Raw genomic sequence first — 12,742 nt, forward strand, 5'->3', positions numbered from 1 at the left:
TTTAAAGGCATGGTATCAGATGGAATCAGGCGTGGTACTATATCACGGCGTTGCTTAATTCAGGGTGACCGGATGAACCCCCTGATCCCTGGTGAACCGGCGTTCCCGGGCTCTTCGCCCGGTGCGGGCGGGAGAAATAGGAATATACGGCGGGGATCACATAAAGGGTCAGTATACCGGCAAAGATCAATCCACCCACTACTACGATACCCAGCGAAGTCCGGCTTCCGGAAGAAGTTCCCAGGGAAAGGGCAATAGGAAGGGTACCAAAGATCATGGCGAGGGTGGTCATAAGAATAGGTCGGAACCGGGAGGTGGCTGCAGAAATCGCAGCCTCGCGCACGCTCATTCCTTCTTCCTTTCGCTGGTTGGCAAACTCCACGATCAGGATCCCGTTCTTGGTGATCAGCCCGATCAGCATGATGATACCGATCTCACTGAATATATTGATCGATTGCCCCGTAAGCCAAAGACTGAGTAAAGCGCCCGTAACGGCCATGGGTACTGTCAGCAGGATAATAAAGGGATCGATAAGGCTTTCGAATTGTGCGGCCAGTACCAGGTAAATCAGGATGACGGCGAAGATGAAGGCAAACACCAGGCTGGAGCTGCTCTCCGAAAAATCCCTGCTCTGCCCGGCCATATCCGTCCGGAAGCTTTTGGGCAGGGTGCTTTTGGCAATCCCGTCGATCTCTTTGATCGCCTCTCCTAAACTTACGCCGGGAGCTGGTGTGGCTGAAATGGTCGCACTGTAGGACTGGTTGTAACGATAAATAGCAGGCGGACTGACGGATTCGCTCATTTTAACCAGGTTGTCCAGGGAGACCATTTCCCCGCCTCCGGAACGGAGGAAGAGGGACCGGAGATCTGTGGGAGCCGAACGTTCCTGTCTTTCCAATTGCCCGATCACTTCATATTGGCGGTCATTATAAATATAATACCCATAACGCCTTCCACTAAGTGCCAGTTGCAGTATACGTCCGATCTCCTGGGTGGATACACCCAATTGTGCGGCCCGTTGTCTGTCGATGCTGATACCGATCTCAGGACGGTTGACTTTAAAATCAGGATCGGGAAAACTGAGTTTTTTACTTTGATAGACCTGGCCCATCAATTTGGGCATGATCTCTTCCAGGGATTTCAGATCAGGCGCCTGCACGATATATTGTAAGGGCTGGCTGCTTGAAAAACCACCGATCGTAGGGATCTGGATAGGTATACAAATGACATTCCGGAACCTTCCCGAAGCCGCCACCAGTTTCTGATATACCTGAGTCTGGGTCATTCCGCTTTTCCTGTCTTTCGGGTCCTTGAGGAAAACCCACTGAAAGCCGCTATTGACGGGTTGCACGAGGGTGCCGATGGAAGCCGCGATTCCTGCATAGGTCCTGTTCTCATTCAAATCAGGAATGGAATCGACTACAAAATTGGCGACTTCCTTCATGGTTTCTTCCATACTTTCATAAGAAGTGCCTTCGGGTGCTATAACCGCTAATCCGACCATAGAGCGGTCTTCCAGCGGGGCCAGTTCGGAAGGCAGGACAGGCAGCAAACGCCAGGCAATGCCGAGGGAGATCAGCAGGACGGCAAAACCCAGCCAGCGTTTGGTAAAGAAGGCCTTTAAGGATCTTTCATAGGCCCTGTTCAAACCAACGAACCAGGGCTCCGTTTTCCGGTATAACCAGCCATGTGAGGCCCCCGCTTTCAGCAAATAAGCGCTCATCATCGGAGACAGGGTCAGCGCCACGAAGGCGGAAACCAATACGCTCCCCGAAACAACGATGGCAAATTCCTTAAACAACCGCCCGGTTATCCCGCCCAGAAAAAGGATCGGCAGGAATACCGCAGCAAGGGTGACAGTGGTCGAGATAACTGCGAAGTAGATCTCATCGGCCCCTTTACGCGCTGCCTCCAGCGGAGTATACCCCTGCTCTACCTTACTATAGATATTTTCCAGCACGACGATGGCATCGTCTACCACCAATCCGATCGCCAGGACCAATCCCAGCAAGGTCAGTACATTGATGGAGAAGTTACCGATATACATAATAAAAAACGCCGAGATGATGCTGACCGGGATCGCTACCAGGGGAATGATCGTACTGCGCCAATCTCTTAAAAATATAAAAATGATCAGCGCCACCAGACCGAAAGCCAGCAGCAGCGTATCCTCCACTTCTGCCAGCGAATTACGGACGGGTACGGTGAAATCCTTTCCGAGGGAAATGATAAATTCCTTGGGAGCTGATTTCCTGATATCGTCAAACCGCTTGCGGAATTCCTCCACGATAGCCAGTGAGTTCGATCCTCTTTGTGGCTGAACACCTGTACCCACACCATAACGGGCCGTAGTCCCTTCACTAACGATCATCGCTGTTCGCTCATTTTGGGAGGAAAGGATGGCCGTGCCCACATCCTTGAACCGGACAATGGCGCCGTCCTTCTGGCTGAGGATCATGTTATTGAAATCGTCTTCCGTCACCAGCCTGCCCTGGGTGCGCAGGGTCAGCTCTGTATTCTGTCCTTCGATACGACCGCTGGGCAGATCCACGTTCTCCCTTTGCAGGGCGGACTGGATATCCGACGGAGTCAGATGATAGGCGGCCAGTTTAACGGGATCCATGCGCAGACGCATAGCCCGTTTGCGTCCTGCGTAAGAATCGACCAGGCGGACACCGGGTATGGATTGAAGTCTTTCCTTGATATTGATGTTGACAAAATCGGTTATGTCTTCCAGGCTCTTTGTATCGCTCTGAACGGTAAGAAAGACAAGAAAATCCGGCGGACCCGATTTTTCCACGACAGTGGGCTCGATATCTATCGGCAATTGCTGCCTGGCTTTGGATACTTTATCACGTACATCATTAGCTGCCGCTTCCAGATCGGCGCTCAGGTTGAACTCTACGGTAATAATACTCACCTGCTCCCGGGATACGGAAGACATGGCCCTGATCCCATTGGCTTCCGCCACCGATTCTTCCAGGGGTTTGGTGACCTGGGAAGCAATGATATCGGCACTGGCGCCGGGATATACCGTGGTGATAGTTACGATGGGAGAATCAGTCACCGGATATTCGCGGGTACCCAGATAAGTATACCCCACGATACCAAAAAGAATGAGAAGAACAGACAGCACTCCGGCCAATACAGGCCTGGAAATACTCACTTGGGAAATAGCGCTCATATAATTTGTATTCTAAGATTATGTATTGATCAGGCAAGGCTCCGCAGACCGGGTCCTGTCAGACCCGTTATGACAGTATCCCCATACCTTATTTTAACGTGACGAACTGCACGGCAGATCCGGGTACTAACCGAAGCAGGTTGCTTGTAATAACCGTATCGCCGTTCTTAAGCCCTTTGGACACTTCAACCGCTGTCGGTCCTCGTTGCCCGATTTCGACCGGGGTCAGCTGCACCTGGTTATTTCGGCTCACATATACGCCATAACCACCGGAAGAAGGAATCAGAGCCTGGGAAGCGACCATCAGGGCAGCGTTGGATTCATTAAGTGACAGATGAAGCCTGGCACTCTGTCCGGGAAGTAATATACCTCCGGGATTGGGACTCGAAGCCCTGACCAGCAAGGTACGGGTACTCGCATCCAGCCTGGATTCACGGGCAACTACCGTTGCCTTATAATCCCCTGTTCCGGAAGCTACCGTGAACCGTTGCACGCTACCGGGCACAATGATCCTTGCATATTTTTCAGGGATGGAAAATTCCAGTTTGATCGTGCTGTTGTCTTCCAGGTTGGTCAGGACGGTATTGGTGGATACGATGGCTCCCGGATAAACGTGAATGATACCGATCCGGCCATTAAAGGGGGCCTGGATACGGGTTTTGGCGATCATAACCTTTAAGCCTGCTATTTCGGCCTGCAGCACTTTCAGATTGGTAAATGCCTGGTCGTAATCCTGCTGCACGACAGCTTCGTGTTTGATCAGGTCCTTTAACCGCTGTTCGTTGAGCAAGGCCAGTTTTTCCTGTTGATTGAATTTTTCCAATTGTGCCTGAAGGTCCTGGTCATCCAACTGGAATAAAAGGTCTCCTGTTCTCACAAAAGAACCTTCTTTTACATTCACCCTGACGATCTTCCGGGTCAATTCGCTGGCAATGTCGACCTGTTGGTTAGCCACCAGGGAACCGGTCACTTCCAGTTCCTCGGTCAGGGAGGCCGGGCGAATGATCATTCCGTCTACCGGGGTAGCCAGAGGGGCGGTTTGACCAGAGGGGATAACTTCGGCCGCCTCTTTCACTTTACCATAACAGCCGGACAGGAGGATCATAGAAAATAAACCAAAGATGGCAGTGATAGGGATTTTGTGATGGAAAAAAAGCATTTTCGGGCGATTGGCCCGGAGGATGGGTAATATTGATTGGATGTTCATAAGCTTTGTTATTATATACATGAATGATTTTTTTATTGATTTATTCAAATGTTTCGATAAATAAATGCGTAAATTTGCCCTTCAAAAGGGAATCAGACTACAAATGTATAGAAACATTTAAATACTTCGATAAATAAATGGAAAAAAAATCTCTTTTTTTTCCTCTACTTCTTCAAACCCTGCAGAAAATGAATATACTCGTCGATCACCTGGTTATTCAGCGTGTATTTGATATTTCTCCCCTCTTTTTCGGACAGAATGATCTCGGTCTCGGTCAATTGTTTCAAATGATGGCTGATGGAAGGCTGGGCAAGGTTGATATTATCATATAGATCAACACAATAAAGACAATCGCTCTTTTTTTTGATCTCGCTGAGGATCTTCAGCCTGGTCGGGTCGGACAGGGCTTTGGAAATCTTCTCCGCCCTTTTGGCATCCATTTGTATCATTTGACTGGTTTGCATGCAAGTTACAGTTTTTCTTTTTTTTATCATAAGAGTCTCCCCTTGTTATGGATTAATCTCCTTTACTTAATGGCCGCACAAGCGTAAAATGAGTAAATTGCAGTACCAGATAAACGACTTAAGGATGAACTTCAAGCTGAACCAAATACCGGAAAGAACGGTGAAGCCAAGGACCCATGGGCTCACCATGATCACGGATAAAGGTCTTAGTATCGCCGAAGCCCATAACTTACTTTCCATCGCAACGCCGCATATCGATATTGTGAAACTGGCATTTGGAACTTCATTTGTCACTCCGGGCCTTCAGGAAAAGATCAGGGTCTACCAGGACGCCGGTATGGCTGTTTATTTCGGAGGGCTTCTGCTGGAGGCCTTCCTGATCAGGAACCAATTTCCTGATTATATAGCCATGATCAAAGAATACGGGATCACTTATATGGAAATGTCTGACGGGTCGATAGATATCCCACATGGTGAAAAATGTGGTTACATTGAAAAACTTTCCAAATATGGAATCGTTCTCAGTGAAGTCGGCTCCAAGGATAAAGACCGGCAGCATATTACCCCACCCTATCAATGGATCAAACTGATGCAGACGGAGCTGGATGCAGGGGCCTCCTATATTGTTGCGGAAGCCCGTGAAACCGGGACCGTAGGCATCTACCGCAATTCCGGCGAAGTCCGTGAAGGCCTGATCCAAGAGATCCTTACCAAGGTCCCTCCGGAAAAGATCATCTGGGAAACGCCCTTAAAAGACCAGCAGCTCTACTTCCTGACACTTCTTGGTTCAAATGCCAACCTGGGAAACGTCGCTCCTGCCGATGTCATTTCGCTCGAAGCGATGCGTATCGGTCTGAGAGGCGACTCCTTCCATCTTTTCCTTAACAGGCCTGTTTGAACAGCCGAATAAGTTTTCGCTGCCCATATTTGGCTGCCTGGATTTGGCTGCCTATACTATCAGGATCCGGCCCAGGAGGAAGGATTTTCGTCGCTTGCTGTTACCACTGGATCCTGTAGAGAATATCGGGGAAAAAACCGATCTGGTATACAGGTGCGGCTATGGCTTTCACATGATTATATTGCATCAGAAAGATGTTCTTCCGGGAAGTCACGTTCTGCAGATCAAGATAAAAGGTCTGACTCATTTTCCGCTTCCTGCTGTTAAGCCGGATCCCGAATTTCGTATCCAACCGTAAATAACCGTCCAGACGAATGGAATTATAATGCAGGGTATCGGACACTTCGTAGCCCGAAAGGACAGAGGCAGGAACATCAACAGGAGTGGTATAACGTCCTCCTAAAGCCGACAAACGGGTGTCAAAGGTAAACGCATTACCCCTGGCCCCTCCCAGCTTCCATTCCTTTCCGGCCAGGATATTCACAATGTATTTGTAATTAAAGGCCGTATTACGTGTGATCCCGTCGCTGCCCTTGTATTTAGAATCAAAGACAGAAGTAGTGAACAAAACATAAAATCCCCGGCTAAGGAATTTTTCCACGGTAAGTTCTACTCCTTTATTAGTTCCAGTGCCCTTATTTATCAAACCTATCTTATTGGGAAACCCAAAATCAGCCCCTGTATTCAGCATGGAAAAACCGCTGGCAAACCCATCCACCGGTACATCGGATAAATACTGGTAATAACCTTCAGCCTTTATGCGCCAGTTTGCTGCCAATCTTTTCTCATACCCGGCCACCCAATGACTGGCGCGGGTAAAACCCAATTGCCGGTTGGCGGGATCCTTGTTCCCTGTCCTGAAATCAGTTGCCTGGAAATACACCGGAAGCGGTTGCAACTGGCTGTGCATCCCAAAACTCAGGTATATCGTCTGATCCGCCGGCAACTGGTAGGAGAAGGATAACCGTGGTTCGAGGACGGAACTGCCATTCAGATCGAAATATTGGCCATGCAAACCGCCGGTTACACTTAATCGTTCGCTGAACCGGTATTTGAATTGCCCAAAATACTGGAACAGGAAGGGGGTTCCATCAAAACGACTGATCGTATCGAAGGCAGCCCCTGCCGGTTTGCCCGTCTTGTCCGTTATCAGGGTATTCAGACCCAGCCCTTCCCCGGTAACACCTAACCGATAGGAAAACCGGCTGTTCCATTTTTCATTCAGGAAGGTAGAAAAACGAAAAGTACTGGTCTTGCTGTCTGACCTGTATTGAAGCCACCTGTTCTCATAAGGTGGAACAGGAAGCGGATACTGGTATTGTTCGTATTGATCCACCGTAGAAGCATAGGAAACTACCGTTCGCAGATAGGTCCGGCTATCGAGATCAAGTGTATGGCGAATGCCGAAAAAGGAAAAATTGCTTTTATCATAAGAATCCTGATCTGCCTGGGCATAAAAATCGGAGGAATCCACCTTGCTGCCAGTAAAATCGATATGGCTTCTTCCTCCCATTCCAAAAAAAGAAAATTTCCCTGCCCTGCCCTTGCCTGTGGTCAGATTAAAGACCCAGTCCTGGTATTTGGGAACGGCCTTGGTGCCGATATTGATGCCTATATTATTTGCGATCTGGGCGAAGGAATACCGGTAACTGGCCAGGTAGGCAGCTCCGTTATTTTTATTATTTAATGGCCCTTCCACCGTAGCTTCCAGACCGCTAAAAAGATTTATTTGAAAGGTCTGTTCATGGCGGCTGCTGTTTCCGCTCCTTAAATTGATATCGAAGACGGCGGCAGTTGCATTTCCATACTCAGCCGGAAAGGCCGCCGTAAGAAAATCGGAGGTTTTCAGGGCGTTGGTGTTCAACGCGCTTACGGGCCCGCCCGTGGTTCCCAGCGAAGCATAATGGTTCGGACTGGGCGAGGGACTGCCTTCTATACGCCATAATACTCCTGTCGGGGAATTACCCCTGACGACAATATCGTTTCGGGCATCGCTGTTGGCAGCGACACCGGCATAATTGCTGACGAGTTTGGAGGGATCGTTGCGGCCTCCCGCATACCGCGTCACCTCTTCCAGGCTGAAGGACCGGGCACTACCAGATGTAAATTCATTGGTGACCGCTCCTTTTTTGGTGACTGGTGCGATCACGGTGAATGCATGGAGGGTTACCAGCTTTTGTTCCAGTGACACGTCCAATATGACTTCTTTCCCGGAAGTGACAAGCACTTCCGGCAGAAAAGCTGCCTGGTAGCCGGCAGAACCGATGGAAAACTGATGTCTGCCGAGAGGCACAGCAGGCAATACATACCTGCCGGCTCCATCAGTCAGTACACTTAATTTCGGAAAGATATCGGTTACCTCCACCGTGACCCCGGGTAGGGGTTTCTCCGAGGTTTTGTCGATGACGATTCCCCGGACAATCTGTGTTTGTCCCTCCTTTTGAGCAAAGCCTGTCATTAAAATCAATCCTGTTACTGCGGATAATATCCATTTTTTCATAAAGGGAACCTGTTAATGGTAGTTGTTTTGGTTCTATTATTATAGAGTTCTACGGCGTTGCGGAAGCCAGCCATGTCCGAATGAACGGAATCGGCTTTATCGATAGCAGCTGTGCAATTACCAAAGGTATCCCTGGCCACCTTTCCCAGGGTCTTCCTGGTCACCCTTGATAATTGTCCCTGCCCGTTATTAAATACAAAATAGTCTCCGATGCTGCCTTCCGTACCATTGATCAGCAAGGGCTCGGTGCCATTATAAACCGGCTTGCCGGAAGCATCGCTGCATTTTTGAAGAAAGCCGATTTCACCATCCGTGATTACCCGGAAAAAATCGCCCTTCAGACAGAGATAGCGTATCGAGTCTATCTGTAAAGAACGAAGCTGTTCCCCATCCAATTCTTTTCTTTTTCCTCCAATCGCCGGAACGAAAAGAACAGAAGAATGCGTCCGGATATGCTCCCGGATATACCCGGAAAGAACAGTATTGTCCTTCAGGGTCGCCATACCTTTTTTGAAGCCCTTTGGTATTTGTCGGTTTACCTGACTGATCTGAAGGTTTTCCGGATTGTTCTGTTGAGCCATCTGGCCCGTAGCCCATAAAACTGTCATAACCATCATAAGAAGCGCCAAAGGACCCATAGATAATTGATAATGTTTCATATCGAAAGATTTAAATGCCTTTATTCATAGTAAACTTACACCTCGTGAAAGGCAGAGTCAACCAAAAAGGAATGAATTGCAGATTTTGAGGAGTGAATGGGAGCCTGATATTCGTGAATCCGCAATTGTATCTGTACTTTTAGACATTCCAGGTTTGACCTGATCTTCTTTTTATGAAATGGGACAACAGTAAAATAGGATTCGATCACCGTTGGGTAAGTCTGGGAGGGACGATCCTGCTTTCCTTCCTTATCCCTATTATTTTCTTTGGTGTGCGGTTCAGCCGCCCTCCTTATTTCACCTGGGATATTTTCCTGACCACCCTGGTCATCACCGCCACCATATGGGCCGGAAATTGTTTTATTATGATCTGGGCCCGGACCAGGTATCCAACCTTCGGGGAGGTAAAAAAAAGGCTGATCGTGCAATCCTTTATCATGCTGGCCTTTACCCTGATTGTCAATAACCTGTTGGGATATGTCTTGGACGGAGCCTGCAAGGCCATCGCCAGGGACGCACCCCCCGGGACCAAAATAGCGGGTATTGGCATCAATGCTAATTTCGCAGCCGTATTCTGCACACTGACCATGGTGGCCATCTATGAAAGCATTTATTTCCTGGGTGAACTCCGCAAATCCATCGAAGAAAAAGAAATGTGGAAAAGGGAAAGCCTGCAAGCCCAGCTGAACGCTTTAAAAACACAGGTAAACCCTCATTTTCTGTTCAATAATCTGAATACGCTAACCGCGGTCATCCCGGCAAATCCGGCGCAGGCAATCAATTTTGTCCAACAGTTATCCAAAGTATACCGTCATATCCTGGATGTAAAGAATGATCAAAGCATTCTCCTGAAAGAAGAATTGGATGTACTGAGGGCATATGCTTTTTTATTAAAAACACGTTTTGGTGAAAATCTTGACATATCCATTAAGGTGGCAGATGAAAAACTGCAACAGAAGATCGTTCCCTTGTCTTTACAGATCTTAATGGAGAATGCCATTAAACACAATATCGTCTCCTCCGCAAGACCCTTGCGGATCGACGTCTTTGCGGAGAACGGCAAACTGGTGGTCTGCAATAACCTGCAAAAGAAAAATCAGGTGATTGAATCCACAGGCATCGGATTGGAAAACATACGTAATCGTTACAAATTACTGGGCAACAGACAGGTTGAAGTAGAAGAAGGGCCAATAAATTTTACGGTGTCCATTCCGCTAATCGAGGAATGAAGAGTAAAAAAGCATTAATTACCGTTGAGCATTATTTTTTATGCGTGTAATAATAATAGAAGACGAAATACCGGCCGCCGATCGCCTGACCACGCTGCTGAATAATATCAATATCCAAAACGATATCGAAATTGTCGCCAGACTGGATAGTATCGAATCCTCGGTAAATTTCCTGCCAACCGCCAGCGAAATAGATCTTATTTTTATGGATATCCAATTAGCTGATGGCCTTAGCTTCTATATTTTCCAGAAACTAAATCTGTCCACTCCTGTTATTTTTACCACGGCTTTCGACCAATACACGTTAAAGGCTTTTAAGGTGAACAGTCTCGATTATCTCCTGAAACCCATCGATGAAAACGAATTGGCAAATGCTGTTGAAAAATACCACAGGTGGTACCCCCGGACAAACAAAGGCCTTTCTGAAAAGATCGAAAAGCTGGCCGCAGAAATGAATACGACAGCCCGGTATAAAGAACGTATTCTCATCAAACGGGGAAGGCAGCTCCATTACCTTAAGACAGATGAAACTGCCTATTTTTTCGCTGACGGCAAACTTTGTTATGCCATCGATTTTAACGGCAACCGCTTCCTGGTAGAATATACGCTGAACCAGTTAACCGATTGCCTGGCCCCTAACCGGTTCTACCGGATCAGCAGACATCTTTTTGTCAATATCGATTCGGTCAAAAAAATACATCCCTGGATGGGCGGCAGACTGCAGCTGGAACTTTTGCCTCCTGTGAAAGCCGATACGACAGTTAGCCGGGAAAGAGTAAATGGGTTCAAGGATTGGCTGGGGCAATAGCTGAACGGGCCGGGATATTTTCACTAAATTACGCAGGAAAAGCATCGGGAAATGACAGAAAACGATTCTATGCAGGTGAATATTAATGCAGGAGGGGTGGCGGCCAATACCTTCGACGCTATCGTTATCGGCTCCGGCATCAGCGGAGGCTGGGCCGCCAAGGAATTATGCGACGCAGGATTAAAAACACTGGTCCTGGAGCGAGGACGAAATGTGGAGCATCTGAAAGATTACCCAACGGCCAATATGTCTTCCTGGGATTTCCCACACCGGGGAAAGATGCCCCGATCCTTCACAGAAGATAATCCCCTCATCACTCAGGCTGCAGGTTTCGGAGAGGATACGGCCCATTTTTTTATTAAAGACAAAGAGCATCCCTATGAGCAGGAAAAGCCATTCGAATGGATTCGTGGTTACCAGGTTGGCGGAAAATCGCTGATCTGGGGACGGGCCTGCCCAAGGTGGAGTAAAAATGAATTCATCGCTCCGGCCAGGGACGGCTACGGTATAGAATGGCCGATCAGCTATGATGATATCGCCCCCTGGTATTCTCATGTAGAACTCTTTTCCGGTATCTGCGGAAACCGGGACGGACTGGAATCCATGCCCGACGGGGAATATCTCCCCGCTTTCGATTTCAATTGCCCGGAAAAAGATCTGCAGAAAAAGATCAGTTCCCATTATAAGGACCGCTTCATGATCCAGGGACGCTGGGCGCAACTAACCCAGCCCAAAGAGATTCACCTGCAACAAGGCCGGGGAAAATGCCAGGCCAGGGATCTTTGTATGCGGGGATGTCCTTTCGGCGGCTATTTCAGCTCCGTTTCCTCTACACTGCCCTGGGCAAAAAAAACAGGCCATCTTACTATTCGTCCCTTCTCAGTGGTCCACTCCCTGATCTATGACGAGAAAAAAGGGAAGGCCGTAGGGGTCCGGATCATCGATACGAACACAAAGCAGGAAACGGATTATTTTTCAAAAATTATCTTTGTAAATGCCTCCGCCCTGAACAGTAACCTGATCTTGCTTAATTCCACCTCAGGCCGCTTCCCCAATGGTTTCGGCAATGATAACGGCCTGCTGGGCAAATATGTTTGTTTTCAGAATTACCGGGGATCGGTCGGCGGAAATATCGAAGGGTTTGAGGACAAATATTATTATGGCCGGAGAACGACCGAATGTATGATGCCTAATTTCCGTAACCTGGGGAAGAACGATATGGATTTCGTCGGCACCTATATGGCCTTTATGGGCTGTTACCGGGACCGGGGAATCCATTCCCCCGCACCGCAGGAACAAATCGGCGCAGCCTTTAAAGAAGCTATGACCGAACCCGGATCCTGGCAAATGTATATGTATATCCAGGGAGAGACAGTTCCCAAGGAAAAAAATCATGTCCGTCTGAGCAAGGATCATAAAGATCAATGGGGAATCCCCTTATTAGTCACTTCCGTAGATTATGACGACAATGATGAAAGGCTGCTGCATGATTTTATGACACAAAGCAGTGAAATGCTGGATAAGTGCGGCGTAAAGGGGATCGAACAACACGATAATCACTGGGCTCCGGGAAGGGATATTCATGAGATGGGCGGCTGCCGTATGGGAAAAGATCCCGGGACATCGCTGCTGAATAAATGGAACCAGTTCCATACCTGTAAAAATGTTTTCGTTACGGATGGGGCCTGTATGACCAGTACCGGAAACCAGAGCCCTTCCATCCTTTATATGGCCCTGACCGCAAGGGCAGTGAATTATGCGGTCGGAGAATTAAAAAAAGGAAACCTGTAGAT

Annotated in this window: 9 protein-coding genes; 4 read left to right on the plus strand and 5 right to left on the minus strand. The window is 48.2% G+C overall.

All coding sequences use genetic code 11. The annotated features are described in order from the left end of the window. Positions 1 to 37: 37 nt before the first annotated feature. From ACX0G9_RS03485 to ACX0G9_RS03495, 3 genes are all read right to left on the minus strand, one after another. A complete protein-coding gene (locus tag ACX0G9_RS03485; protein ID WP_459063459.1) occupies positions 38 to 3,184 on the minus strand; it encodes an efflux RND transporter permease subunit in 3,147 nt (1,048 codons plus the stop codon). Positions 3,185 to 3,272: 88 nt separating this feature from the next. Beyond that, entirely contained in the window at positions 3,273 to 4,391 is a 1,119-nt protein-coding gene (locus ACX0G9_RS03490) for an efflux RND transporter periplasmic adaptor subunit (RefSeq protein ID WP_459063460.1), read from the minus strand. Between the two features lie 164 nt (positions 4,392 to 4,555). Beyond that, the gene (locus ACX0G9_RS03495) at positions 4,556 to 4,855 is read right to left on the minus strand and encodes an ArsR/SmtB family transcription factor (protein ID WP_459063461.1); all 300 of its coding nucleotides are present in this window, start codon (positions 4,853 to 4,855) and stop codon (positions 4,556 to 4,558) included. A 124-nt stretch (positions 4,856 to 4,979) separates the two neighbouring features. On the opposite strand from ACX0G9_RS03495, the gene ACX0G9_RS03500 reads away from it, so the two are divergent. Then, entirely contained in the window at positions 4,980 to 5,753 is a 774-nt protein-coding gene (locus ACX0G9_RS03500; RefSeq protein ID WP_459063462.1) for a phosphosulfolactate synthase, read from the plus strand. Between the two features lie 100 nt (positions 5,754 to 5,853). Here ACX0G9_RS03500 and ACX0G9_RS03505 read toward each other — a convergent pair whose 3' ends face one another. Continuing rightward, the gene (locus tag ACX0G9_RS03505; protein ID WP_459063463.1) at positions 5,854 to 8,253 is read right to left on the minus strand and encodes a carboxypeptidase regulatory-like domain-containing protein; all 2,400 of its coding nucleotides are present in this window, start codon (positions 8,251 to 8,253) and stop codon (positions 5,854 to 5,856) included. Further along, on the minus strand, positions 8,250 to 8,912 hold the full coding sequence (locus tag ACX0G9_RS03510) for a hypothetical protein (RefSeq protein ID WP_459063464.1): 663 nt from the start codon (positions 8,910 to 8,912) through the stop codon (positions 8,250 to 8,252). The genes ACX0G9_RS03505 and ACX0G9_RS03510 overlap by 4 nt, the downstream gene beginning before the upstream one ends. Positions 8,913 to 9,085: 173 nt before the next feature. Here ACX0G9_RS03510 and ACX0G9_RS03515 point away from each other — a divergent pair, with 173 nt between their 5' ends. Genes ACX0G9_RS03515 through ACX0G9_RS03525 form a run of 3 tightly spaced genes read left to right on the plus strand, consistent with a single transcriptional unit; the run spans position 9,086 to position 12,740 of the window. Next, positions 9,086 to 10,141, plus strand: coding sequence for a sensor histidine kinase (locus tag ACX0G9_RS03515; RefSeq protein ID WP_459063465.1), 1,056 nt, complete (start codon positions 9,086 to 9,088; stop codon positions 10,139 to 10,141). A 40-nt stretch (positions 10,142 to 10,181) separates the two neighbouring features. Beyond that, positions 10,182 to 10,949 (plus strand): LytR/AlgR family response regulator transcription factor, encoded by a 768-nt coding sequence (locus tag ACX0G9_RS03520; RefSeq protein WP_459063466.1) that lies wholly within the window; start codon positions 10,182 to 10,184, stop codon positions 10,947 to 10,949. A 51-nt stretch (positions 10,950 to 11,000) separates the two neighbouring features. Beyond that, a complete protein-coding gene (locus tag ACX0G9_RS03525) occupies positions 11,001 to 12,740 on the plus strand; it encodes a GMC oxidoreductase (protein ID WP_459063467.1) in 1,740 nt (579 codons plus the stop codon). Positions 12,741 to 12,742 lie beyond the last annotated feature (2 nt).

The organism is Flavitalea flava (assembly GCF_054461575.1).

Coding starts and splice junctions, on each gene's coding strand:
- ACX0G9_RS03485 (WP_459063459.1), bottom strand. CDS start 3,184: ATGAGCGCTATTTCCCAAGTGAGTATTTCCAGGCCTGTATTGGCCGGA.
- ACX0G9_RS03520 (WP_459063466.1), top strand. CDS start 10,182: ATGCGTGTAATAATAATAGAAGACGAAATACCGGCCGCCGATCGCCTG.
- ACX0G9_RS03515 (WP_459063465.1), top strand. CDS start 9,086: ATGAAATGGGACAACAGTAAAATAGGATTCGATCACCGTTGGGTAAGT.
- ACX0G9_RS03495 (WP_459063461.1), bottom strand. CDS start 4,855: ATGCAAACCAGTCAAATGATACAAATGGATGCCAAAAGGGCGGAGAAG.
- ACX0G9_RS03505 (WP_459063463.1), bottom strand. CDS start 8,253: ATGAAAAAATGGATATTATCCGCAGTAACAGGATTGATTTTAATGACA.
- ACX0G9_RS03510 (WP_459063464.1), bottom strand. CDS start 8,912: ATGAAACATTATCAATTATCTATGGGTCCTTTGGCGCTTCTTATGATG.
- ACX0G9_RS03500 (WP_459063462.1), top strand. CDS start 4,980: ATGAACTTCAAGCTGAACCAAATACCGGAAAGAACGGTGAAGCCAAGG.
- ACX0G9_RS03525 (WP_459063467.1), top strand. CDS start 11,001: ATGACAGAAAACGATTCTATGCAGGTGAATATTAATGCAGGAGGGGTG.
- ACX0G9_RS03490 (WP_459063460.1), bottom strand. CDS start 4,391: ATGAACATCCAATCAATATTACCCATCCTCCGGGCCAATCGCCCGAAA.